Origin of the sequence: Trinickia sp. EG282A, from assembly GCF_040965455.1 — a bacterium.
Classification (GTDB): Bacteria; Pseudomonadota; Gammaproteobacteria; order Burkholderiales; family Burkholderiaceae; genus Trinickia; species Trinickia symbiotica.
The window spans coordinates 636,811-659,523 of record NZ_JBFRCC010000004.1 but is presented as its reverse complement, the minus strand read 5'-3'; the positions used below and the strand labels follow the sequence as shown (position 1 = coordinate 659,523).

18 protein-coding genes are annotated in these 22,713 nt (G+C 65.6%); 12 read left to right on the top strand and 6 right to left on the bottom strand.

Going from position 1 to position 22,713, the window contains the following annotated elements; genetic code table 11:
* Window positions 1-4 precede the first annotated feature (4 nt).
* The 4 genes from AB4Y31_RS22195 to ggt form a co-directional block, all read right to left on the bottom strand.
* The gene (locus AB4Y31_RS22195; protein WP_368675800.1) at window positions 5-892 is read right to left on the bottom strand and encodes a DUF72 domain-containing protein; all 888 of its coding nucleotides are present in this window, start codon (window positions 890-892) and stop codon (window positions 5-7) included.
* Window positions 893-990: 98 nt separating this feature from the next.
* Window positions 991-1,311 (bottom strand): type II toxin-antitoxin system PemK/MazF family toxin, encoded by a 321-nt coding sequence (locus AB4Y31_RS22190; RefSeq protein ID WP_107149231.1) that lies wholly within the window; start codon window positions 1,309-1,311, stop codon window positions 991-993.
* Window positions 1,305-1,553 carry an antitoxin gene (locus tag AB4Y31_RS22185; protein ID WP_018443969.1) on the bottom strand — a complete coding sequence of 83 codons (249 nt, stop codon included), beginning with the start codon at window positions 1,551-1,553 and terminating at the stop codon, window positions 1,305-1,307. The genes AB4Y31_RS22190 and AB4Y31_RS22185 overlap by 7 nt, the downstream gene beginning before the upstream one ends.
* 262 nt (window positions 1,554-1,815) lie before the next feature.
* Window positions 1,816-3,546, bottom strand: a complete 1,731-nt coding sequence (gene ggt, locus AB4Y31_RS22180; protein WP_368675799.1) for a gamma-glutamyltransferase — start codon at window positions 3,544-3,546, stop codon at window positions 1,816-1,818.
* Window positions 3,547-3,705: 159 nt separating this feature from the next.
* Between ggt and AB4Y31_RS22175 the strand changes: the two genes are divergently transcribed.
* The 4 genes from AB4Y31_RS22175 (at window position 3,706) to AB4Y31_RS22160 (ending at window position 11,125) form a co-directional block, all read left to right on the top strand.
* Complete coding sequence (locus AB4Y31_RS22175) at window positions 3,706-4,395, top strand: BPSS1780 family membrane protein (protein ID WP_368675798.1); 690 nt, start codon at window positions 3,706-3,708, stop codon at window positions 4,393-4,395.
* A gap of 58 nt (window positions 4,396-4,453) precedes the next feature.
* Entirely contained in the window at window positions 4,454-8,935 is a 4,482-nt protein-coding gene (locus AB4Y31_RS22170) for a DEAD/DEAH box helicase (RefSeq protein ID WP_368675797.1), read from the top strand.
* A gap of 392 nt (window positions 8,936-9,327) precedes the next feature.
* Complete coding sequence (locus AB4Y31_RS22165) at window positions 9,328-10,287, top strand: chemotaxis protein CheV (protein WP_368675796.1); 960 nt, start codon at window positions 9,328-9,330, stop codon at window positions 10,285-10,287.
* 118 nt (window positions 10,288-10,405) lie between these two features.
* Window positions 10,406-11,125, top strand: a complete 720-nt coding sequence (locus tag AB4Y31_RS22160; protein WP_368675795.1) for a PIG-L deacetylase family protein — start codon at window positions 10,406-10,408, stop codon at window positions 11,123-11,125.
* On the opposite strand, the gene AB4Y31_RS22155 is transcribed toward AB4Y31_RS22160, so the two are convergent.
* Window positions 11,068-12,006: a glycosyltransferase family 2 protein gene (locus AB4Y31_RS22155; RefSeq protein WP_368675794.1), complete on the bottom strand. Its 939-nt coding sequence runs from the start codon at window positions 12,004-12,006 to the stop codon at window positions 11,068-11,070. The genes AB4Y31_RS22160 and AB4Y31_RS22155 overlap by 58 nt on opposite strands.
* A gap of 326 nt (window positions 12,007-12,332) precedes the next feature.
* Here AB4Y31_RS22155 and AB4Y31_RS22150 point away from each other — a divergent pair, with 326 nt between their 5' ends.
* The 8 genes from AB4Y31_RS22150 to AB4Y31_RS22115 all read left to right on the top strand — a co-directional run bounded on the left by AB4Y31_RS22150 (window position 12,333) and on the right by AB4Y31_RS22115 (window position 21,501).
* Entirely contained in the window at window positions 12,333-13,637 is a 1,305-nt protein-coding gene (locus AB4Y31_RS22150) for a glycosyltransferase family 4 protein (RefSeq protein WP_368675793.1), read from the top strand.
* Window positions 13,638-13,655: 18 nt separating this feature from the next.
* On the top strand, window positions 13,656-14,285 hold the full coding sequence (locus AB4Y31_RS22145; protein WP_368675792.1) for a D-glycero-alpha-D-manno-heptose-1,7-bisphosphate 7-phosphatase: 630 nt from the start codon (window positions 13,656-13,658) through the stop codon (window positions 14,283-14,285).
* Window positions 14,282-15,496: a glycosyltransferase family 9 protein gene (locus tag AB4Y31_RS22140; RefSeq protein ID WP_368675791.1), complete on the top strand. Its 1,215-nt coding sequence runs from the start codon at window positions 14,282-14,284 to the stop codon at window positions 15,494-15,496. The genes AB4Y31_RS22145 and AB4Y31_RS22140 overlap by 4 nt, the downstream gene beginning before the upstream one ends.
* A 19-nt stretch (window positions 15,497-15,515) precedes the next feature.
* Window positions 15,516-17,264 (top strand): carbamoyltransferase, encoded by a 1,749-nt coding sequence (locus AB4Y31_RS22135; protein ID WP_368675790.1) that lies wholly within the window; start codon window positions 15,516-15,518, stop codon window positions 17,262-17,264.
* A 125-nt stretch (window positions 17,265-17,389) separates the two neighbouring features.
* A complete protein-coding gene (locus AB4Y31_RS22130; RefSeq protein ID WP_368675950.1) occupies window positions 17,390-18,370 on the top strand; it encodes a glycosyltransferase family 2 protein in 981 nt (326 codons plus the stop codon).
* 77 nt (window positions 18,371-18,447) lie between these two features.
* Window positions 18,448-19,506 (top strand): glycosyltransferase family 9 protein, encoded by a 1,059-nt coding sequence (locus AB4Y31_RS22125; protein WP_368675949.1) that lies wholly within the window; start codon window positions 18,448-18,450, stop codon window positions 19,504-19,506.
* On the top strand, window positions 19,496-20,449 hold the full coding sequence (locus AB4Y31_RS22120) for a glycosyltransferase (protein ID WP_368675789.1): 954 nt from the start codon (window positions 19,496-19,498) through the stop codon (window positions 20,447-20,449). Before AB4Y31_RS22125 ends, AB4Y31_RS22120 begins: the two co-directional genes overlap by 11 nt.
* A gap of 14 nt (window positions 20,450-20,463) precedes the next feature.
* A complete protein-coding gene (locus AB4Y31_RS22115) occupies window positions 20,464-21,501 on the top strand; it encodes a UDP-glucuronic acid decarboxylase family protein (protein WP_051090142.1) in 1,038 nt (345 codons plus the stop codon).
* Here AB4Y31_RS22115 and AB4Y31_RS22110 read toward each other — a convergent pair.
* Entirely contained in the window at window positions 21,444-22,658 is a 1,215-nt protein-coding gene (locus AB4Y31_RS22110; protein WP_368675788.1) for a zinc-dependent alcohol dehydrogenase, read from the bottom strand. The two genes, AB4Y31_RS22115 and AB4Y31_RS22110, sit on opposite strands and share 58 nt — an antisense overlap.
* Window positions 22,659-22,713: the final 55 nt, after the last annotated feature.

The following is a 22,713-nucleotide window of genomic DNA, read 5'->3' as shown; positions in this document are numbered from 1 at the left end:
CGTGTCATCGGCTTGCTCCTGTCTGCTCCGCCGCTATCCAGCGCTTGAGCCGCTGGGCATCGAACGGGGCTTCCACTTTTTGGTCGTTGTCGAAGTAGCAAAAGACGTCGCGTTCCTCGCGGCGCACAGGCGAAGGCGAGAGGCGAACGGCGTCGGCCGGTTCGTCGCCTCGCGCCCAGATCGCAATCCGTTTGGCCCATCGTTTGAGCGCGCGATCCGAGTACGCGCCGCTATAAAGCGTCTCGGTGCCGTGCAGGCGCATGTAGATGAAATCCGACGTGACGTCTTCGGCATAGGGCCATCCTGCCACAGAATCGGAAACGACGAGCGCAACACGATAACGCCGCAACATGTCCGCGAATTCGGGCGTTTGAAAGCTCGAGTGCCTGACTTCGACCGCGTGCCGGATTTGGCCATTGCCGCTCGCGTCGAACCAGGCGCGTTTGACGCGCGCGTCGTGTTGCGACGCCAGGGCAACGGCCTCTTGCACCGTTCGAGGCAGCAAATCGAGAAAGCGTTCCAGCCGCGTCACATCGAAGGGGAAATTCGGCGGAAACTGCCAGAGAAACGGGCCCAGCTTTTCGTCGAGCGCGAGAACGCCCGAGGCGAAAAAATTCGCGATGGCGGGCCTCGCCGCCTCGTCGCGAAAACGCAGCATGTGCGTCAGGAATCGAGGCCCCTTGACCCCGAACACGAAACCGTCAGGCGTTTCTTCATGCCATGAGCGGTAGCTGTCGATCGTTTGCAGCGAGTAATGCGAGCCGTTGATTTCGATCGTGTCCACGGCCCGCGATGCGAACGAAAGCTCGCTGGCGTGCCGGAGTCCCTTCGGGTAGAACACACCGCGCCAACCCTCGTAGCGCCAGCCGGAAATGCCGATAAGGATAGCCATTTGTTCGTCGCACCCCTCTTTCGCGGTGACTGCGCGTTGCAGCAAGGGCTATTCCCGGCTCGGCGAGGCCGCGCGCTCTCAAAACGGCGCGCTCGCCGTCATTCCGCGAAGACTTCCTGCAGCGTATGCAACGTATCGGCCAATGTTCTGTCGACGATCGCCCCAGCCCTCTTCACCAATCGAATCTTGTCGACCGTTCGGATCTGGTCCAGAAGAATGAGCCCCCGCTTTCTCTCGAACGTCACGGGTACACGAAACGGCGCGGGGCGGCTTTTCGTCGTCATAGGCGCAACGATGACCGTGCGCAAATGCTCATGCAGCTCGGGCGGAGAGACGACGACGCACGGCCGCGTCTTCTGAATCTCGCTGCCAAGCGTGGGGTCGAGCGCGACGAGCCACACCTCGCCCCGGACTACCACGACCACTCCGCGTCTTCGCCGTTGCCGAACTCGCCCATCACGAGCGCATCATCGCCGGCGGCCGCGAGACGCTTGCTTGCGTCCGCCCAGCCTTCACGTGCCTTCTTCAGCGGACGTCGAATCACCAGTGCATCGCCCTCGATTTCCATTTCCACCTCATGTTCGAACCCAAGCTGAGCCAGGATCGGCTTGGGGATCAGTATTCCTTGCGAGTTGCCCATTCTGCGAATCGTCGTCTTCATGGCAATATGTAAGCACAAAGTTATACCATCTCGGGAAGATGGTCAACACAATGTTATTACATATCCGTTCGGATAGCACGATGCCGATGCTGAAATCATCACGGCGCCGCAGACTGGAAGCAGACAGTAACCAACTGAGACCGACCCGGGCAATTCGGCCGTTCGGCATAGGAGGCGGGTGGGGGCAGGCGACTCGGGGCGCCGGGGCGGGCCTGCCTGCGGATATCGACGGCAGGCCCGCATGCTGCGACCGGACCGCTGGCTACTGGACGATCCTCGTCACGCCGCGGCCGCGCGGATCGGCCGCCGCGGTCGGCGTATCGCCGTCGATCTCGATCGCCTGGATGTCGCCGTTGAAGCCCTGCTTCTGCAGCACATACCCCATCGACTGCAACTGCTGAGCCAGCTCGCCCTCGATCGGCTTGTAGGGCTCCCAGAAGATGGTGTTCGGCGGCAGCAGCTGATGGTGGAAGCGCATGGCGGCCACCGCATCGGCCAACGGCATCTTGAAGTCATAGACGTTGCTGATCACCTGAAAGATCGACGTGAAGATGCGGGAGCCACCCGGCGTGCCGATCACGAGCGATACCTTGCCGTCCTTGGTCAGAATCGTCGGCGCCATCGACGAAAGCGGGCGTTTTTTCGGCGCGATCGCATTCGCATCGCTGCCGACGACGCCGAACATGTTCGGCACGCCCGGCTTTGCCGAAAAATCGTCCATCTCGTCGTTGAGCAGCACCCCGGTGCCCTCCGCCACGACGCCCGAGCCGAAATACCCGTTGATCGTATAGGTGTTCGAGACGGCATTGCCCCATTTGTCGACGACCGAGAAATGCGTGGTCTCCGCCTTCTCCGGCATCGACGTACCGAGCCCCGGCTGAATGCTCTTGGTATCCGAGGGCTTGTTCGGATCGACGTCCGCCGCGCGCTTGGCGAGATACGCGTCGTCGATCAGCTGCGCGACGGGCACCTTGTAGAAATCCGGATCGCCGAGGTACTGCGCACGATCGGCGAACACGCGCTTCTCGATCTCGGCGACGAGATGGATGTACTTGGCCGAATTCAGCGGAACGTTGGCGAAATCGTTGGCGAGATCCGCCTTCATCTTCAGCATCTGCACGAGGTGAACGCCGCCCGAGCTCGGAGGCGGCGCCGTGATCACGCGAAAGCCGTTCCAATTCGCCTCGACGGGCTGCCGCCAGACCGCCTTATATTCATGCAAGTCGCGCTCGGTGATGAGTCCCCCGTCCGCCTTCATCGTGGCGGCGATGAGTTTCGCCGTTTCGCCTTCGTAGAACCCTTTCGCCCCCTGGTTGGCAATGCGCGTGAGCGTGGCGGCAAGCTCGGGCTGCTTGAAGGTCACGCCGTTGTTCAGGCCTCCGAAATATTTGCCGAAGTTCGTCTTGTCGCCGAAGTCCTTCGCGGCTTCGTCGCGGCGCTGCTGCAGCTGCTCGTCGACCTCGAAGCCATCGCGCGCGTAATGGATCGCCGGGGCCAGCACCTGCTTCCATTTCAGCCGGCCGAAACGCTTTTGCGCTTCCCACATGCCCTCGACGGTTCCCGGCACGCCCACGGCGCGCGCGCCGACCAGACTCATCCCCTTGATGACGTTGCCGTCCTTGTCGAGATACATGTCCTTCGTCGCGGCAAGCGGGGCCCGCTCTCGATAATCGAGGAAGTACGGCTTGCCGTTCACATAGAGCGTCATGAATCCGCCGCCGCCGAGAGTGCCCGCTTCAGGGTACGTGACGGCGAGCGTGAACGCGATCGCGACGGCGGCGTCGACGGCATTGCCGCCCTCCTTGAAAATACGCTCGGCCGCATCGGCGCTGAACTTGTCGGCAACCGCCAGCGCGGATGCCGTCAATACAGGTTTTGCCGCATTGGTCTTCGCAACGGCGGGCGTGCTTTCGAGAAAGCCGATCGATATCGTTGCTAATGCAACGATCGCCGATGCAGCCGCGGCCGACTTGATCCCGACTGTTGAACTCATCGAATCTCCTCCTTCGTCGACAAAATGACCTGACGGCGCTTATACCATGCAGAAATGGTTTGCGAAACGCGGTTTGAGGGCGCAACGCTCCGTTCGACGATAATGGCAGAGACGAATCGCGTTCATAGTCCGACAATTTCGTAAGGAATGCTTTCCCATATGCAGATGCGCACGGTTCCCGCCGAACACGGATCGCAGTGGATCGCAAGCGCCTGGTCGCTCTTTCGCATGCGGCCAGCCGTATGGATCGCGCTCGGCGTCATCGATCTCGCCGTCACGGTTGCGCTCGGCGCGATCCCGTTTGCCTCGGACCTGGTGTCAGTCTTCACCGTGCTGTGGGCCGGCGGAATGACGGCTGCGGCGCAAGGCTGCGCGGCGACGGGGAATGTCAAGATTGCCGACGTCTTCGACGCCATCCGCAAAAATTTCCAGCCGCTCTTCGCGGCCGGCCTCGTTGCGCTGTTCGCATCGCTTCTCTGCGATTTTGCGGGCACTCGTGTGTCGGCTGGGCTGCATCTGCTCATCAGTGCCGATCCCGCCGCGAAGGCGGGCGCCGCGCCGTGGTTCGCCGCACTGCTTTATGTCGTAGCCGCTTTCGGCAGCGCAATGGCGCTCTGGCTCGCGCCGTCGTTGGTCGTGCTGCACGGCGCCGCGCCGGACGCCGCGTTGAAGGCGAGTTTTCTCGCAATCTGCCGCAATCCGTGGTCGACACTCGTCTATGGCGCCTTCGTGGCGGGATTGCTGCTCGCGGCCCTGGTGACACTCGGTATCGCGCTCCTCGTCGTGGCTCCGCTTATCTATCTGTCGACGTACACGGCGTCGCGCGATATGTTTATTGAGCGGTCCTGACGAATTCGTCGATTCGTCGCCATTGAGAAATCGATCGAACGCCCCCAGATCGCCTCAAATGAACGCCCCCGATAGTCCCGTCGCCGATGCCGCCGTGCCGGCGCTGGCCGATTTCCACCCCGCGGTGGCGGCCTGGTTCCAGGCAACGTTCGATACGCCGACGGACGCGCAATGCCGCGCGTGGCCCCATATTCGCCGCGCCGTGTCCACGCTCGTCGCCGCGCCGACCGGCTCGGGCAAGACGCTCACCGCATTCCTTTGGGCCATCGACGAGCTCGTGCGCGAGGGTCTTGCTCGCGGCGGCTCGTTGCCCGACCAAACGCTCGTCGTCTACGTGTCGCCGCTGAAGGCGCTCTCGAACGACATCCACGCGAACCTGGAGCGGCCGCTCTCGGGAATCGCGCAAGAGCTCGCGCGGCAAGGCCTGCCGCGTGTCGATATTCGCACGGCCGTCCGTACCGGCGATACGACCCAGCAAGAGCGCAACGCGCTCAAGAAGCGCCCGCCGCACATCCTCGTGACGACGCCGGAGTCGCTCTACGTGCTGCTCTCGTCGGACTCCGGGCGCCGCATGCTCTCGACGACGCGAACGGTCATCGTCGACGAAATCCATGCGATCGCCGACAGCAAGCGCGGCAGTCACCTCGCTCTGTCGCTCGAGCGGCTGGACGCGCTCTGCCGGCGACGCCTGCCGCGCATCGGCCTTTCCGCAACGCAAAAGCCGATCGAAGCCGTGGCTCGCTTTCTCGTCGGCGTGGGAGACCATGCCCAATGCGCGATCGTCGACGTCGGCCACGATCGCCCGCGCGATCTCGCGCTCGAGCTGCCGCCCGTTCCGCTCGAAGCGGTGATGGCCAACGAGGTCTGGAAGCGAGTCTACGACCGTCTCGCCGAACTCGTCTCGGCCCATGCAACGACGCTCGTCTTCGTGAATACGCGTCGCATGGCCGAGCGGGCTGCGCGCCATTTGACCGAACGGCTCGGCAAGGACGCCGTCGCGGCCCATCACGGCAGCATGGCGAAGGAGCATCGGCTCGATGCAGAGCAGCGCCTGAAGCGCGGTGCGCTGCGCGTGCTGATTGCGACGGCATCGCTCGAGCTCGGCATCGATATCGGCGATGTCGATCTCGTCTGTCAGCTGGGCTCGCCGCGCGCGATCGCGCCGTTTCTGCAGCGCGTCGGACGTTCCGGGCACCATGTCGGCGGCATGCCGAAGGGGCGCCTTTTTCCGACCTCGCGCGACGATCTCATCGAGTGCGCGGCACTGATCGACTGCACGCGGCGCGGAGAACTCGACGCGCTGCTGATTCCGCGCGCGCCGCTCGACGTGCTCGCGCAGCAGATCGTCGCGGAAGTCGCCTGCGAGGAATGGAGCGAAGACGCGCTCTTCGATTGCGTGCGCCGCGCCGCGCCTTACGCCGAGCTCACGCGCGAACGCTACGACGCCGTGCTGCGCATGCTGGCGGAAGGCTATACGAGCCGGCACGGCCCGCGCGGCGCGTACGTGCACCGCGACATCGTGACGGGCACGCTGCGCGGCCGGCGCGGCAGCAAGCTCACGGCGGCAACGTCGGGCGGCACCATTCCCGACAACGCGGACTACTCGGTGTTGCTGGAGCCGCAAGGCATTCAAATCGGCACCGTGAACGAGGACTTCGCCGTCGAAAGCCTGGCCGGCGATGTTTTCCAGCTTGGCAACAGCGCTTATCGGATCCTGCGCGTCGAGACGGGGCGCGTGCGTGTCGTCGATGCCGCGGGCGAGGCGCCGAATATTCCTTTCTGGCTCGGCGAAGCGCCGGGCCGCAGCAACGAGCTCTCGGCCGCCGTCTCGCGACTGCGCGCGCGCGTCGACGAGTTGATCGGCAGTCCTTACGATAGTCGCGACGAGGCCGTACGTAAAACCGTCCGCGGGGCATCGGAGGCGGTGCTCGATCGAGCGGTCGCCGCGCTGACGAGCGAGCTGGGGCTCGAGGACAACGCCGTCCGCCAGATCGTCGACTATCTCGCACGCGCACGCGCGGCGCTCAGTGTGCTGCCGACGCAGGACAGGCTCGTCATGGAGCGCTTCTTCGACGAATCGGGCGGCATGCAGCTCGTCATTCACTCGCCCTTCGGCAGCCGCGTCAACCGCGCGTGGGGACTGGCGCTGCGCAAGCGCTTTTGCCGCACGTTCAATTTCGAGCTACAGGCGGCGGCGACCGAAGACGCCATCGTGCTCTCGCTCACGGGCGGCCATAGCTTCGCGCTCGACGAAGTCTGGCGCTACCTGCATTCGAACACGGCCGAGCACGTGCTTATCCAGGCGCTGCTCGATGCGCCGCTCTTCAACGTGCGGTGGCGCTGGAACGCGACCACGTCGCTTGCGTTGCCTCGCTTCACCGGCGGACGCAAAACGGCGCCTCAACTGCAACGGATGAAGAGCGAGGACCTGCTCGCCGCGGTGTTCCCGGACCAGGTCGCCTGCCTCGAAAACATCGTCGGCGAGCGCGAGTTGCCGCGACATCCGCTCGTCGATCAGACGGTCGATGACTGTTTGCACGAAGCGATGGATTGCGACGGCTGGCTCGCATTGTTGCGCAGGATCGAACGCGGCGACATCGAGCTCGCCACGCGCGAGCTGCCCGCGCCATCGCCGCTCGCGGCCGAGATACTCAATGCGCGGCCTTACGCATTCCTCGACGATGCACCGCTCGAAGAGCGGCGCACGCAGGCCGTGCTGGCCCGACGGTTTCAGGAACCGGACAGTGCGGACGATCTCGGCGCGCTCGATGCCGATGCGATCGCCAGCGTGCGCGACGAAGCCTGGCCGCAGGCGCGCAATGCGGACGAGATGCACGAAGCGCTGATGGGGCTCGGCTGCATTGCCGAAAAGGAAGCGCGCAACGACGCCGATTGGGTTGCATGGCTCGGCGCATTGGCGCATGCGGGGCGCGCGACGCGCATGCAAGTGGCCGAGGACGACGCGCTATGGCTGCCGATCGAGCGGCTCACCTGCCTGCGTGCCGTTTATCCGGACGCGGTCTACGAGCCGCATCTTCATGCGCCCGACAGCGTGCCCGACACATGGACTCAGGAAAGCGCCGCCGTCGAAATCGTGCGCGCGCGCCTGACGGCGACAGGGCCATCGACGGTCGCGGCGATCGCGCGCCCGCTTGCGCTGCCCGCATCCACGGTGGCCGCGGCACTCGTCACGCTCGAGGGCGAAGGCTATGCGATGCGCGGACGCTTCACGCCTGGTGCGGCCCAAGAAGAATGGTGCGAGCGTCATCTTCTCGCGCGCATCCATCGCTATACGATCAGGCGCTTGCGGCGCGAGATCGAACCGGTCGAGCGCGTCGACTTCATGCGGTTTCTGTTCGAGTGGCAGCGCGTCGCGCCGCAAGCGCGCGGCATGGGTCGCGACGCGCTGGCGGCGACGATCGCGCAGCTCGAAGGCTTCGCCGCAGCGGCCGCCGCCTGGGAGGAAGAGATTCTTCCGGCGCGGATACGCGACTACACGGGCATGTCGCTCGACGAGCTTTGCCGATCGGGCAAGCTCGTATGGGTACGGCTCGTGGACGGCAATCACGGATCGAGCTCGCCTGTGCGCGCCACGCCGATCGCGCTGCTACCGCGCCGCGAGTTGCCTACCTGGCACAGCCTCGCCTCGACGCCGAGCGCCGATACGCTCTCGGCGCGCGCTCGCGGCGTCTTCGACGCGCTGACCAGGCACGGCGCCATGTTCTTCGACGAGCTCTTGCATGAAACCAAGATGCTGCCGATCGAGCTCGAGAATGCACTCGGCGAGCTCGTCGCCGCGGGACTCGCAAATGCGGACAGCTTTGCCGGGCTGCGGGCATTGCTGAAACCCGCGGCGGCGCGTCAGCGTGCGTCGCGCGTCAGCGCGCGCCGGGGCCGCCACTTCGCGCAGCATGGCGCCTTCATCGGCGGAATGGACGATGCAGGACGCTGGGCGCTCACGCGGCGCGTGGCGGCCCATGATCATCCCGACGCGGCTGCCTCGGCGTCAGGCAGCAGCCGCGACGATGCGCGCGATCGAGGCCCGAGCGCGGAGCCGCGATCGCGAACGGCGTCGGTCACACCGCCCGAGCTCGCCGAGCACGTCGCCATGACGCTGCTCAGACGCTACGGCGTCGTCTGCTGGCAATTGCTCGAGCGCGAAGCATCGTGGCTACCGCGCTGGCGCGACTTGCTGCGCGTGCTCCAGCGGCTGGAAGCACGCGGTCAAGTGCGCGGCGGACGATTCGTCAACGGACTGTCCGGCGAGCAGTTCGCGCTCCCGGAAGCGATCGCGTTGTTGCGCGACGTGCGCAAGCGCGATCGGAACTCAGAGATGGTCTGCCTGAGCGGCGCCGATCCGCTCAATCTCGTCGGCACCATTTTGCCGGGAGAAAAGGTCCCGGCGCTCATGGGCAACCGCGTTGTGTATCGTGACGGCACGCCTGTCGCGAGACTCGTATCGGGCAAATTCGATTACGCGGTGGAGCTTACGCCGCAGGAAAAGGAAAAAGCGCATGCGCAGCTCGTGCGGCGTGCATGAACGGCATGAGAAAAATCTCGATTTCATTTTCGCTTAAGCCTATCGGGATGCTTCTCCCCTATACTGCAATTGCCGCATGAAGCGGTCTTTTTCATCATATCTCTTTGAACGCGCGGCTTCGTCCGCGCTTTTTTTGCGCCAGCGCGCCGATGAAGCGCGAAACCTGGCGGTGCCGAGGCGCACAGGCTGCCCACTATTCCACTTGCCGGCCCGACCGGATCCTTCCAGACAACTGGACCGTACCTCTAAGTAGAAGTACGCAGCGCTATCAACTTTCCCCGCAAGCCGCCGTTATCAAGCATTACCCCCTTTGCCGGAACACCGTTTTTCACCGGCTTCGAGAAGCGGCGCAACCCGCAAAGGCATCGGGCGCAACCCGGAGGAATTCTTCGATGGCCGCAGACCACCACTCGATCGACGAGCGCACCAACCTGACGAGTTCGAACAAGTTCGAGCTCCTCCTTTTCCGGCTCGGCGCGGCGCCAGGCAACGACGACTCGCACGAGCTTTACGGCATCAACGTCTTCAAGATCCGCGAAATCATGACGATGCCGTCGATCACCCCAATCGCCGGCTCATCCGAGCACGTGCTCGGCGCCGTCGACATACGCGGGCAGATCATTCCTGTCATCGACCTGCCAAAGCTGATGGGGTGCAATCCCACGCGCGGGCTCAACATTCTGCTCGTCACGGAGTTTGCCCGCTCCACGCAAGCGTTCGCCGTCGAGGAAGTCGACGATATCGTCCGCCTCGAATGGAATCAGGTGCTCTCGGCCGAGTCCTCGGCCGGCGGAAGCACGGTTACGAGCATCGCGCGGATCGACGGCAACACCGGCGATTCGCGGCTTGCGCTCGTCGTCGACGTGGAGCAGGTGCTGCGAGACGTGTTCCCGGCTCAACACCCGAGCGTCGACCCGGCTGAAGTGGGGAGCACGCTGACGGTGAAGCGCGGCGCCAAGATTCTCGCCGCGGACGATTCGGGTTTCGCGCGCAAGCTGATCGAACAGAGCCTCACCGCCCTCGGCACGGAATACGTCATGACAAAGACGGGGCAGGAGGCGTGGGACACGCTCGATCGCATCGCGCGCGAAGCGCAGCAGGAAGGCCTGCGCACGCGCGACAAGATCGCGCTTGTGCTGACCGACCTTGAAATGCCCGAAATGGACGGCTTTATGCTGACGCGTCTCATCAAAGGCGACGAGCGCACGCGCGACATCCCGGTCATCATCCATTCTTCGCTGACCGGGACGGCCAACGAAACGCACGTCAAGAACGCCGGTGCGACGGGCTACGTGGCGAAGTTTCAGGCGGGCGACCTGGCTTCCGCCATCCGGCAGGCGCTGGCCGGCTGACCGGTTAGACACGGCTCAGCCACACACGGGGGCGTGGGCCGCACGCGGCCCCGGGCATCGCATTTGCGCGCCGAGGGAGGCATCGGGCTCTCGCGAGCCGTTCGCACACTCGGTCATCATGGTTTCGTCCACGCTATTTGTCGTCTCGCCGCATTTCGACGATGCGGCTTTCGGTTGCGGCGCCGCGCTCGCAACCCATCCCCGATCCATCGTCTGCACCGTATTCGCCGGCGCCCCCACCATGCCGCTTTCAACGTCCTGGGACCGCCGCGCGGGATTTCTTCACTCGGACGCCGCATTGCGAGCGCGCCAGCGCGAGGACGATCGCGCACTCGATATGCTCGACGCGCAGCCGCGCCGCCTTCCGTTCCTCGACTCCCAGTATGGGGCTCCGCCATCGTGCGATGCCGTTGCACGCGCACTCGACGACGCGTGGAAATCCTGTGGTCGTCCCACTGTCCTTGCGCCCCTCGGCCTTTATCATTCGGACCACACGCTCGCTTCGGACGCTTGTTGCGCGCTGTTCGTTCAAGACGCGATGCCGGATATCCTCCTTTACGAGGACGCCCTATATCGGCGCATGCGGCATGTGGCGGAAGAAAGGCGCGAAGCGCTGGCGCGGCGCGGCCTGCGGCTCGAGCTCGCAACCGCCGGACCGCTCCTCGACGCGCAGCGCAATGCACGGGCCGCCACCCGGAAATGGCGTAGCGTGCGGGCGTATCGCAGTCAACTGCGCGCGCTCGACGATGCACACCCGAACGACCTCGTCGAACCCGAGCGCTACTGGCGACTCTCGTTCGACGGAAAGGCAGGGCGGCTTCGCTGTACCCGCCGGTAATGCCGTCGAAAAGCCACGTCTCGCTCCGCGTCGCGCACTTGCCGCCGCATACGGATGACGCGAGCAGAGACGACGCGCCGCCGCCGGATAGCCCAAAGCAGATCGCGCAGCAGCGAAGGCACATGACGGGCCAGGCTACGTTCGCGCATCAGCGCGGCGAAAGCCCTCCATGTCGCCGCGAACGCCTCCGCAAACGGCAAGCGCAGCCAGGCGATCAGTGCAGCATTGCGTGCGAGCATGCGCTGTCGTAGCGACGCATCACGCGACGGCGAGGGCCAATGCGTGGTTACGACGGAATCGCAATAGACGATCGCGTGGCCCGCCTCCATCACGTCGAGCGCGACGAGCTCTTCTTCTCCGCCAATAAAAAGACGCGGCTCGTAACCGCCGATTTCGCGAAAGAGCGCGGTTCGAAACACGCACGCGCCGGCCATGTAGCCGATCAACGAGGGACCCGGCAAACCCTCGCTCACGAGCGGACTGGCGCTCATGCGCGAGCAGGTCGGATCGATCCATCGCTCGTCTCCCACGAGCACTTTCCCCGAAAGCACGGCAACCCGGGCGGCGGCGTCGAGCACGCGCACCGCTTCCGCCAATGAGCCGGGCTCCCAGCTCGTGTCGTCGTCGCTGAACGCGACGTAGTCCGTCGTCACCCGCATCACGGCGCGATTGCGCCCCGCCGCCCCGAGGTTCCCGCCGCATGCGATGGTGACGACGTCCGGAAAGCGGCGCTCGAGCTCCGCGACGGTCGAATCGTCTGAACCGTTGTCCGCGACGATGACAGGCGGCTTCTCAGGAAGCGACAGCAACCGCTCGATGGTGCGCGTGACCTCACGCACACGGTTGTGCGTCAGCACCACTACCGATATTCGCGCATTCATCGATTCTGCCTCGCTGGGGTCGGTCAATATCGCCCGGTACGTCAGCAAAAAGCAATCCCATGCGCGCAGCGCTTCAGCAGCGCCTCAGTTGGACGGTGCAGCGTAATTACATTCTCCCTGTAAGAGCCGCTCAAGCCCGCGCCACCGAGTAAAGATCACAGAAGCGTTGCGCGGGCGTTGCAGCGGTTATGCAGCTTTGACCGGTCCGCGAAGCGATGGGCACACGATGTGCTCGAACAGTGCGTACGGCTCGCCATCCCCTTGATCCGCGAGGGCCTCCCGGCAAGCTTCCCGGGGCCGGCAAGCTCCAAAACTAAGGACACCTTATGAAAATCGCACTGGTCAGCGAACACGCGTCGCCGCTCGCCGTCGCGGGCGGCGTCGATAGCGGCGGACAGAACATCTATGTGGCGAATATTGCCCGTCAGTTGCGCCGCGCGGGGCATCAGGTCGACGTGTTCACCCGGCGCGATCGCGCGCTGCTGCCCGCCATCTCCGATATGGACGGGGTGCGCGTCGTTCATGTGCCCGCCGGGCCGCCGATGCAGATGCCGAAAGAAGCGTTGCTGCCCTATATGCCCGAGTTCGCCGATTTCCTGCTGGGATTTTGCCGGCGGGAGCGCAGGCGGTACGACGTCATGCACGCCAACTTCTTCATGTCGGGCCTTGCGGCGCTAAAGGCGAAAGAGACGCTCGGCATTCCGCTCGTGATGACGTTTCACGCGCTCGGCAAGGTACGCCGGATTCATCAAGGCGCCGACGACGGCTTCCCGGACGAGCGATTCAGCATCGAGGAGCGGCTCGTGCGCGAAGCCGACGCGATCATCGCCGAGTGTCCTCAGGACGAGCTCGATCTGCGCGAGCACTATGCGCCCGATCCCAATCGCATTCGTATCGTGCCTTGCGGCTTCGATACATCCGAGTTCTCGCCCGCTGACCGCGCGGACTGCCGCGCCGCGCTCGGCTGGCCGCGCGACCGGTTCACCGTCCTGCAGCTCGGGCGTATCGTGCCGCGCAAGGGGATCGACAACGTCGTGCGTGCACTCGCCGTCTTGCGCACGCGTATGGGCATCGACGCTCATCTTTACGTAGTCGGCGGCAATGCCGACATACCCAACGAAATCGCCACACCCGAAATCGCGCGCCTGCGCGGGGTTGCGGCCGGCTGCGGCGCCGACGCGCATGTGACGTTCGTCGGTCGACGCGGGCGCGCCCAACTGCGCAACTATTACGGGGCGGCCGACGTCTTCGTCACGACGCCCTGGTACGAACCGTTCGGCATCACACCGATCGAGGCGATGGCTTGCGCGCGGCCCGTCGTCGGTGCTGATGTCGGAGGCATTCGCTACAGCGTCGTCGATGGCCAAACGGGCTTTCTCGTCCCGCCGCGCGACCCCGAGGCGCTCGCCGAACGGCTCGCGCGCCTGGCGCACGACCCGGAGCTCGCCGAGCGCATGGGCGCGGCCGGCCTGGAACGCGCGCGCGAGCATTTCACCTGGAGCGGCGTAGCGGAACAGCTCGAAGCGGTTTATCGACAACTCGCGCGCGTCCCCGCGGAACCGACATCCGATGCGCGACCGGCCAAGCGTGTCAGAGTCTCCGCCGCACGTTCAGCGGCCCAACGCGCCTGAAATCGATCGACTTTCCCGATGCTCGAACCGGCTGTGTTCTTCGACAAGGACGGTACATTGCTCGACGATGTGCCGTACAACGTCGATCCGACGTTGATGCACTTCGCGCCCGGCGTGCCCGAGGCGCTGTCGCTGCTCGGCGCGCAAGGCTTCGCGCTTTTCGTCGTCAGCAATCAGAGCGGCGTCGCGCTCGGACGGTTTCCTTTCGAAGCGCTCGCCGACATGGAATCGCACCTGCGCGCCATGTTCGCGGCATGCGGTGTTGGCTTGAGGGCCGCCTTGTGGTGCCCGCACCATCCCAAGGGTGTCGTCCCGCGCTATGCCGTTAAATGCCATTGCCGCAAGCCCGCGCCGGGACTCATCATGCGCGCGGCGCGCGAGCATCCGCTCGATATGCGAAGGAGCTGGTTCGTCGGCGACATTCTCGACGATGTCGAAGCGGGCTCGCGCGCCGGCTGCCGCACCATTCTGATCGACAACGGCAACGAGACCGAATGGCGCGACGGACCGCTGCGCAGGCCGACGCTGCGCGTGCCCGATGTCTATCGGGCGGCGCTCGCGATCGTCGAAGCGACGGCAGGTGCGGCGCCTCGGGATGCGGCACCGGCGACGTCGGTACGGGCGAGCCTGGCGGAGGATCGTCGATGAACGGGGTCCCTTTCACCATCACGCCCATGCTCGCGCATGCAAGCGTGCGTGAATCGGCGGTAAAGCGTTGGGGCGCCGACGTCAAGCGCATCCTCTGCGTGCGGCTGGATCGGATCGGCGACGTCCTGATGACGACGCCGGCGATACATGCGTTGCGCGCGTCCATGCCAGACCGGCACATCACATTGCTCACGTCGAAAGTCGGAGCGAGCCTCGCGCCGTTTCTCGAGGACGTCGACGAAGTCATTCCCTATGACGCGCCGTGGCACGGCCTCTCGCCCGATCCCGATCCATCGGCCGATATCGATATGGTCCGCGCCTTGCGCGAGCGGCGCTTCGACGCCGCCGTCATTTTCACGGTCTACAGTCAGAATCCGCTGCCCGCCGCGATGCTCTGCTATCTCGCCGGCATTCCGCGACGGCTGGCGCATTGCCGCGAAAACCCCTACCACCTGTTGACGGACTGGATCTGCGAGACGGAACCGAGCGAAGGCGTGCGCCACGAGGCGCAGCGGCAACTCGAACTCGTCGCGAATGTCGGCGCGGTCTGCAGCGATACGCGCATGCACTTCAAGGTCGATACGCGCTCCAGGCGCAAGCTCACCAGGCAGCTCATCGCCCATGGGCTGCGCCCGCACGATCCGTGGTTCCTGATCCATCCGGGCGCAAGCGCCGCATCGCGCCGCTATCCGCCCGAGCGATTCGGCGAAGTCGCCGCGCGTCTCGCCCGGCTCACGTCGCTACCGATTCTGCTCGCGGGAGACGAAGCGGAACGCGGGCTCATCCGCGAAGTCATCGAACGAGCCGGCCCGAGTTGGCGATCGCGACTTCACGACCTCGCCGGGCAGCTCGACCTCGGCGAACTCGGCGCGCTCATCGAGCGCACGCGCGTGCTCATCGCCAACAATAGCGGCCCCGTACATCTTGCCTCGGCGCTCGGCACGCCCGTCGTCGATCTCTATGCCTTGACGAATCCGCAGCATACGCCTTGGCAGACCGAGCAGCGCGTGCTGTTCCGCGATGTCGATTGTCGCTGGTGCTATCGCAGCGTTTGCCCCAAGGGTCACCACGCCTGCCTGCTCGGCGTGCCGGCGGCCGAAGTCGCCGCGGCCGCGCTGGAGCTCGCCGCCAAGCAAGGCCTCGTCTTCGACTCCGCCGATGCCGTACCGAGCGCGGCGGCGAGCCATGCCGCCTTGCAACTGTCCGACTGACAAGTGAGGAGTGCTGAACATGTATACCCTCGGAATCAACGCCGTCTATCACGATAGCGCCGCCACGCTCGTGCGCGATGGCGTCGTGATCGCGGCAGCCGAAGACGAGCGGTTCACGCACGTCAAGCACGCGAAGCGGCCCGTGCCGTTCTCGACCTGGCAACTGCCGTTCGATGCGATCGACTACTGCCTCAAAGAGGCCGGCATTACGCTCGCCGACGTGGACCATGTTGCCTATTCGTACGATCCCGCGCTGCTGGCGACGATGCCGGCGCCGGGACGCGCGACGATCGCGTTGCCGCTGGAGCCCGGCCTGCAACCGATGAGCGATCCGTCGGCGTCGCCTTGGGACCCGCTCTTCGTGAGCTACATCGTCAATGCGCGGGCGCAACTCATCGACGGCGCGCCGCATCATCTGAAGAAGCGATTTCGAGCGAACGGAAGCGGACATCGCTTCGCGTGGCACTACGTCGAGCACCATCTGGCGCACGAGGCGAGCGCTTTTCTCGCCGCTCCGTGCGGCGATACGGCCGTGCTGACGATGGATGGCCGCGGCGAAGGCGTGACGACCAGCCTCGGGCAGTTCGTGGCCGGCGAGTACAAGCGGATCAAGCAGGTCGAGCTGCCGCATTCGCTCGGCCTCCTCTACGAAGCCGTGACGGACTGGCTCGGCTTCCTGCACTCGTGCGACGAGTACAAGGTGATGGCGCTCGCGGCTTTCGGCCAACCGGTCTATGCCGACGTGTTTCGCGAGATCGTGCGCTATCGCGGCGACGGCAGCTACTTTGTCGACGAGCCGCGGCTCGTCGAACGGTTCGGCACACCGCGCGAACGCGGCGGTCCGCTCGAGCAACGGCATTACGACATCGCAAGCTCATTACAAACCGTGCTCGAGGAAACCGTGCTGCAGCTCGCCGAATGGCTGCACGCGCGCACGAATTTGCGTCGGCTTTGCATGGCCGGCGGCGTCGCGCTCAACTGCGTCATGAATGCTCGCCTTCGCGATGAAGGGCCGTTCGAGGACGTCTGGGTGCAGCCGGCGGCGGGCGATGCGGGCACTGCCCTCGGCGCCGCGCTCTGGATCGACTGGCGCGAGCGCGGCAGAGCCGGCAGCACGCCGACGCGCCGCTGGACGATGGATCATGCCTACCTGGGGCCGGGCTATTCGGACGCCGAGATCGAGCGGTTTCTGCGCTGGTCCAAGGTGCGATTCAAGCGTCTCGCCGATGTCGCGGGCGAAACGGCGGATCTGCTCGCGGCAGGCAACGTCATCGGCTGGTACCAGGGGCGTACCGAGTTCGGCCCGCGCGCGCTCGGCGCCCGCTCGATTCTCGCGTCGCCGATCGACCCGGGCATGCAGGCCAAGCTCAACGAGATCAAGGACCGCGAAGATTTTCGCCCCGTCGCTCCTGTCGTCATGGAAGAGCACGTCGCGGACTGGTTCGTAGGCGGCCGCAAGGCGCCGTTCATGCTCTTCATCTTCGACGTGCGGCCCGAGCGGGCAGAGCGTATTCCCGCCGTGCGGCATGTCGACGGCACGGCGCGCGTGCAGACGATCAACCGGCAGCAGCATCCGCTCTACTACGATCTGCTCGCCGCTTTCCTTGCGCGCACCGGCGTGCCGATTCTCGTGAACACCTCGTTCAATACGCGCGGCGAGCCGATGGTCAATTCGCCGCGCGATGCGCTCGAGTCGTTCTGGACATCGCCGCTCGACGCACTCGTCATCGGCCCGTTTCTCGTCACGAAAGAGGAGGCAGCCGCGTGAGCTTATACAATCTCCGACCCGCCGCTCGGGCCGCTGAAACCGCCGGGTCCTCGGAAACTTCCGAAGCCGTGAGGCTCGCCGCGCCGGCTGCCGTCGTATCGCCCACCCTCGCGCCGGAGCGCGGGATCGCAAGCCTCGCTGTCTCGGTCGTCGTGCCGACGTGGCAACGGCCGCAGTTGCTCGAGCGCTGCCTCAATGCGCTCGCCGCACAAACGCTCGCGCCCGAGCGTTACGAGATCATCGTCTGCGACGACGGTCCCGACGACGAGACGCGCCTTTTGGTCCACCGCTTCGCGAATGCGCATCGCCAACACGGGCTGACGATCAGATATCTCGCGATCAAAGCGACCCAAGGCCCGGCGGCCGCCCGCAACGCGGGCTGGCACCACGCGCACGCGCCCATCATTGCCTTCACGGACGACGACACGATCCCCGATGCGCGGTGGCTGGAAGCCGGACTCGCGGCGATCGACGACGACACGGCCGCGGCCGCGGGCGCGATCGTCGTGCCGATTCCGGACCCGCCCACCGATTACGAGGCCGACGCGAGCGGCCTCGAGCGGGCCGAATTCGCGACGGCCAACGCGTTCGTCAGGCGTGCGGCGCTCCATACGGTCGGCGGATTCGACGAACGGTTCACGTCCGCCTGGCGCGAGGATTCGGACCTTCAGTTCTCGCTGATGCGAGCCGGCGGCCGCATCGTGCGCGCGCCCGACGCGATCGTCGCGCATCCGGTCAGGCCCGCGCGCTGGGGCATCAGTCTGTCGCAGCAGAAGAAGAGCCGCTTCGAGGCGCTTCTTTATTACAAACACCGCCGACTCTACAAACACCGCATCGCGCGCAAGCCGCCGCTCGACTACTACGCGACGGCAATCGCAGCGCTCGTCGCCGCGATCGGCGCGGCCTACGGCGCGATTCCGATCGCCGCGGCGAGTGCGCTCGTCTGGTTCGCGTTGACCGCGCACTTCTTCGCGCGGCGCATACGCGGCCGCAGCCGCGACTGGCGCCATATCGCCGAGATGGCCGTCACGTCGGTACTGATTCCGTTTCTTTCCATCTATTGGCGCATCCGTGGCGCCATCCACTATCGGACATGGTTCCTTTGATCGACAGTCCCCCCGTCGCGCCCGGCCAACGGCCGCCTCGTCGCATCGCGGTGTTCCGCGCGCTGCAGCTCGGCGACATGCTCTGCGCCGTGCCCGCGCTGCGAGCGCTGCGAGCCGCGTGGCCACGCGCGCGCATCACGCTGATCGGCTTGCCGTGGGCGGTGAGCTTCGTCGAGCGATTTGCGCCGCTCGTCGACGACCTCGCCGTCTTTCCCGGCGCGCTCGGCTTTCCCGAGCAGCCCGAGACGGACGAAGGCTTGCCTCGCTTTTTCGCGGCGATGCGCGAGCGCCACTTCGATCTCGCCATTCAGATGCACGGCAGCGGCGGCCCGGCGAACGCCATCGTCAGGCAGCTCGGCGCCCGCGCCTGCGCGGGATTTCTGCAGCCGCACGAAGCGCCGCAGCCGCGCTTCATTCTCTGGCCCGACGTGCTGCCGGAGCCCCGGCGCTATCTCGCGCTCGTGCGTGCGCTCGGCCTGCCAGCGTCCAGCGACGCGCTGACGTTTCCGCTCAGGCCTGGCGATCGCGACGAGTATGCGGCGCTCGAAGCACGGCACGGCATCGAGCCCGAAAGGCTCGTGCTGCTGCATCCCGGCGCACAATTGCCGTCCCGCCGCTGGCCTCCCGCCCGCTTCGCGGAAGTGGCCGACGCACTGTCCGCGCGGGGATGGCAAATCGCGATCACGGGTACTTCGAGCGAGACGCCGATCACGAGCGCCGTGCTCGGCGCGATGGCCGCACCCGCGCTCCATCTGGCCGGCGCGACGTCGCTCGGCGGACTTGCGGCGCTCGTGGAGCGCGCGCAGCTCGTGGTCTGCAACGATACAGGCATCTCTCACGTCGCGGCGGCGCTGCGCACCCCGAGCGCCGTCGTCGCGTTGGGCAGCGACACGCGCCGCTGGGCCCCGCTCAATCGCGAGCGACACCGGATCGTGGCGGACTATCCGCTGTGTCGGCCGTGCTCGTTCCGCGATTGCCCGTATGGCCATCCGTGCGCGCTCAACGTCGGCGTCGAGCGGGTAGTAGACGCGGCGCTGGCTCAGCTCTCTCGCTACTCGCGCGCGCGCGCGGCGGCGCCGGGCGTTCTGCATTCGCGCGGCGCGCGACGCGCGACGGAGGGTCGCCATGCGACCTGATCGGCGCCTGCGCATTTTGACCTGGCACGTGCACGGCAATTACCTCTACTACCTCACGCAGGCGCCGCACGACTTCTGGCTCGTCACGCGGCCCGGCAACCCGGCCGGACATGTGGGAAAGACGGGCGTGCTGCCCTGGGGCGACAACGTCCACGAGGTCGACGCGGCAGAGGTGGCCGGCCGCTCGTTCGACCTGGTCCTGTACCAGCACAGAGATCATTGGGAAAACGATCGCCTGTCCGTGCTTTCGGATGAGCAGCGCCGCCTGCCGCGCATCTATCTCGAACACGATCCGCCGCAATGCAATCCGTTTTGCGAGCGGCACTGGGTCGACGATCCGCAAACGCGCCTCGTGCACGTGACGCATTTCAATCGCCTCATGTGGGATTGCGGCGATACGCCGACATCCGTGATCGAGCACGGCGTTCTCGTGCCCGAAGGCGTCGGCTACACGGGCGAGCTCGAGCGCGGCATCGTCGTCGTCAACAACCTTGCAAGCAGAGGCCGGCGCCTCGGCGCCGACGTCTATGAGACGGTCCGCCGGCAAGTGCCGCTCGATCTGGTCGGAATGAATGCCGAGCAGGCCGGCGGGCTCGGCGAGATCGGCAACCTCGATCTGGCCGCCTTCACGGCTCGCTATCGGTTCTTCTTCAATCCGATTCGCTGGACGAGCCTCGGCCTCGCTGTCGTCGAGGCGATGACGATCGGCATGCCGATCGTGGGTCTCGCGACGACCGAGCTCGCGACGGTCGTCAAAAACGGCGAGAACGGATACATCGCGACGGACGTCGACGCGCTCATATCGACGATGCATGGGCTCATCGGCGACGCCGCCGAGGCTCGGCGGCTCGGCGCCGGCGCCCGCCGCACCGCGCTCGAGCGGTTTTCGATCGGGCGCTTCGTCGACGACTGGTGTCGCGTCCTGGACGAAACGGCTGGATGAAGGGAGAAACGAACATGCGGGAATTCGATCGAAAGCGCATCCTCGTGACGGGCGGTGCGGGGTTTCTCGGCTCGCATCTGTGCGAGCGGCTCGTCGAAGCGGGTCACGACGTGCTGTGCGTCGATAACTTTTTCACCGGCACTCGAGAAAATGTCGCGCACCTGATCCCACGCAGCAATTTCGAGCTGATGCGGCACGACGTGACGTTTCCGCTCTATGTCGAAGTCGACGAAATCTACAACCTCGCCTGCCCCGCGTCGCCGGTCCATTACCAGTACGACCCCGTCCGCACGACGAAGACGAGTGTGCACGGTGCGATCAACATGCTTGGGCTCGCGAAGCGCCTGCGCGCGAAGATTTTCCAGGCATCGACGAGCGAAGTCTACGGCGACGCGCGCGTGCATCCGCAAAAGGAAGACTACTGGGGCCACGTCAATCCGATCGGCCCGCGCTCATGCTACGACGAAGGCAAGCGCTGCGCGGAGACGCTCTTCGCCGATTACCGGCGGCAATACGGTCTCGAGATACGGATCGCGCGGATCTTCAATACTTACGGGCCGCGCATGCATCCGGCGGATGGCCGCGTCGTCTCGAACTTCATGGTTCAGGCGCTGTCCGGCGAACCGTTGACCGTCTACGGCGATGGCTCGCAAACGCGCTCGCTTTGCTATGTCGACGACATGATCGACGGATTCGTCGCTCTCATGGATGCGCCGGACGGCACCTGCGATCCCGTGAATCTCGGCAATCCGCACGAGATCACGATGCTCGAACTCGCAGAGCGCATCGCGCGCGCGACGGGCTCCGCCAGCCCGATCACATTCCGGCCGCTGCCGATCGACGATCCCTGGCATCGCCGTCCCGACATTTCATCCGCCCGCGCGCTGATCGGTTGGGAGCCCCGAACCGCGCTCGACGAAGGCCTCGCCGCAACGGCCGGCTATTTCCGCGCACAGCTCGCGCACGCGCGCCATGACGGCCGCGGCGCGCCGCCTCACGGCTCGAGCTTGACTTTCATCCAGCCTGGCTCGCGCGCGTCGAAGGCCTTGTAAGCCTCGATCGCGTCGGCGATCGGCTCGCGTTGCGTGAGGATGCCGATCGGATCGACCGTGCCATTGCGCACGAGTTCGACGAGGTGCGGCGTGATCGCGCGATGGTTGCAGTTTCCCATCCGTATATCGAGGTTGCGGTTCATCGCCTCGCCGATCGGGAAGCTCGTCATGCTTGGCGGATAGACGCCGATGATGCCGATCGTGCCGGCCTTCGCAACGGCTTTGATGGACCACTGCAACGCTTGCGACGGTCCGCTGCCGGGCCTCCATCGGCCGTCTTGGTTCTCGGCGCCGGACGCGCGCTGCGGTGCAACTTGCTCGAGCTCGGCGTCGAAAGACTGGCCGTCATGACCGTTCACGGCCGGGCCGCGCTGCGCGCGCTCGGCGTCCACGCCGACCGCATCGATGACGCGATCGACACCGATACCGCCAGTGAGCTCGCGAATTGCCTCCACTGGGTCTTCGCGATCGAAGTCGATCGGGTCGGCGCCTTGCACGCGCGCCATGGCCAGGCGGGATTCGAGCCGGTCGACGGCGAAAATGCGGCCGGCGCCCATCAGCTTCGCGCTGGCAATTGCGAACTGACCGACCGGCCCCGCGCCGAAGACCGCGACGGTATCGCCGACGCGCACGTTAGCGAGCTGCGCGCCGAACCAGCCCGTCGGAAAGATATCGGACATCAGAATCGCGCGGTCGTCGTCGATTTCGTCGGGCAAACGAATAAGGCTCGCGTTCGCGAGCGGCGTGCGCGCGTATTGCGCCTGCAAGCCGTTGAAAGGACCGCTCGGCGCCGGCCCACCGAAAAACGCCGTGCCCGCGAGCCGCCCGTTCGGGTTCGCGTTGTCGCATTGCGCCGTGTAGCCGGAGCGGCAATACGCGCAATAACCGCACGAAATCGTCGACGGTATGAGCACGCGGTCGCCGTTTGCAAAATTGCGCACCTTCGCGCCCACCGCCTCGACGATGCCGACACCTTCGTGACCGAGGATCGTGCCCGGCTTCATGCCCGCGAGCGTGCCGCGCACCATGTGCAGATCCGTGCCGCAAATCGCGCTCGAGGTGAGGCGTACGACGGCGTCGGTGGGCGCTTCGATCGTCGGATCGGGCACCGTATCGAGGCGAATGTCGCCGAGCCCGTGAAATACCACTGCCTTCATGTTCGCTCTCCGTCAGAGTTGCGTTCGAAACAGGAAGCGAAGCAAGCAAGGGGGA

Excerpts from the sequence above, each read along its gene's own strand:
- AB4Y31_RS22195 (WP_368675800.1), bottom strand. The coding sequence starts at position 892 with ATGGCTATCCTTATCGGCATTTCCGGCTGGCGCTACGAGGGTTGGCGC.
- AB4Y31_RS22185 (WP_018443969.1), bottom strand. The coding sequence starts at position 1,553 with ATGAAGACGACGATTCGCAGAATGGGCAACTCGCAAGGAATACTGATC.
- ggt (WP_368675799.1), bottom strand. The coding sequence starts at position 3,546 with ATGAGTTCAACAGTCGGGATCAAGTCGGCCGCGGCTGCATCGGCGATC.
- AB4Y31_RS22175 (WP_368675798.1), top strand. The coding sequence starts at position 3,706 with ATGCAGATGCGCACGGTTCCCGCCGAACACGGATCGCAGTGGATCGCA.
- AB4Y31_RS22170 (WP_368675797.1), top strand. The coding sequence starts at position 4,454 with ATGAACGCCCCCGATAGTCCCGTCGCCGATGCCGCCGTGCCGGCGCTG.
- AB4Y31_RS22165 (WP_368675796.1), top strand. The coding sequence starts at position 9,328 with ATGGCCGCAGACCACCACTCGATCGACGAGCGCACCAACCTGACGAGT.
- AB4Y31_RS22160 (WP_368675795.1), top strand. The coding sequence starts at position 10,406 with ATGGTTTCGTCCACGCTATTTGTCGTCTCGCCGCATTTCGACGATGCG.
- AB4Y31_RS22155 (WP_368675794.1), bottom strand. The coding sequence starts at position 12,006 with ATGAATGCGCGAATATCGGTAGTGGTGCTGACGCACAACCGTGTGCGT.
- AB4Y31_RS22150 (WP_368675793.1), top strand. The coding sequence starts at position 12,333 with ATGAAAATCGCACTGGTCAGCGAACACGCGTCGCCGCTCGCCGTCGCG.
- AB4Y31_RS22145 (WP_368675792.1), top strand. The coding sequence starts at position 13,656 with ATGCTCGAACCGGCTGTGTTCTTCGACAAGGACGGTACATTGCTCGAC.
- AB4Y31_RS22140 (WP_368675791.1), top strand. The coding sequence starts at position 14,282 with ATGAACGGGGTCCCTTTCACCATCACGCCCATGCTCGCGCATGCAAGC.
- AB4Y31_RS22135 (WP_368675790.1), top strand. The coding sequence starts at position 15,516 with ATGTATACCCTCGGAATCAACGCCGTCTATCACGATAGCGCCGCCACG.
- AB4Y31_RS22125 (WP_368675949.1), top strand. The coding sequence starts at position 18,448 with ATGCTCTGCGCCGTGCCCGCGCTGCGAGCGCTGCGAGCCGCGTGGCCA.
- AB4Y31_RS22120 (WP_368675789.1), top strand. The coding sequence starts at position 19,496 with ATGCGACCTGATCGGCGCCTGCGCATTTTGACCTGGCACGTGCACGGC.
- AB4Y31_RS22115 (WP_051090142.1), top strand. The coding sequence starts at position 20,464 with ATGCGGGAATTCGATCGAAAGCGCATCCTCGTGACGGGCGGTGCGGGG.
- AB4Y31_RS22110 (WP_368675788.1), bottom strand. The coding sequence starts at position 22,658 with ATGAAGGCAGTGGTATTTCACGGGCTCGGCGACATTCGCCTCGATACG.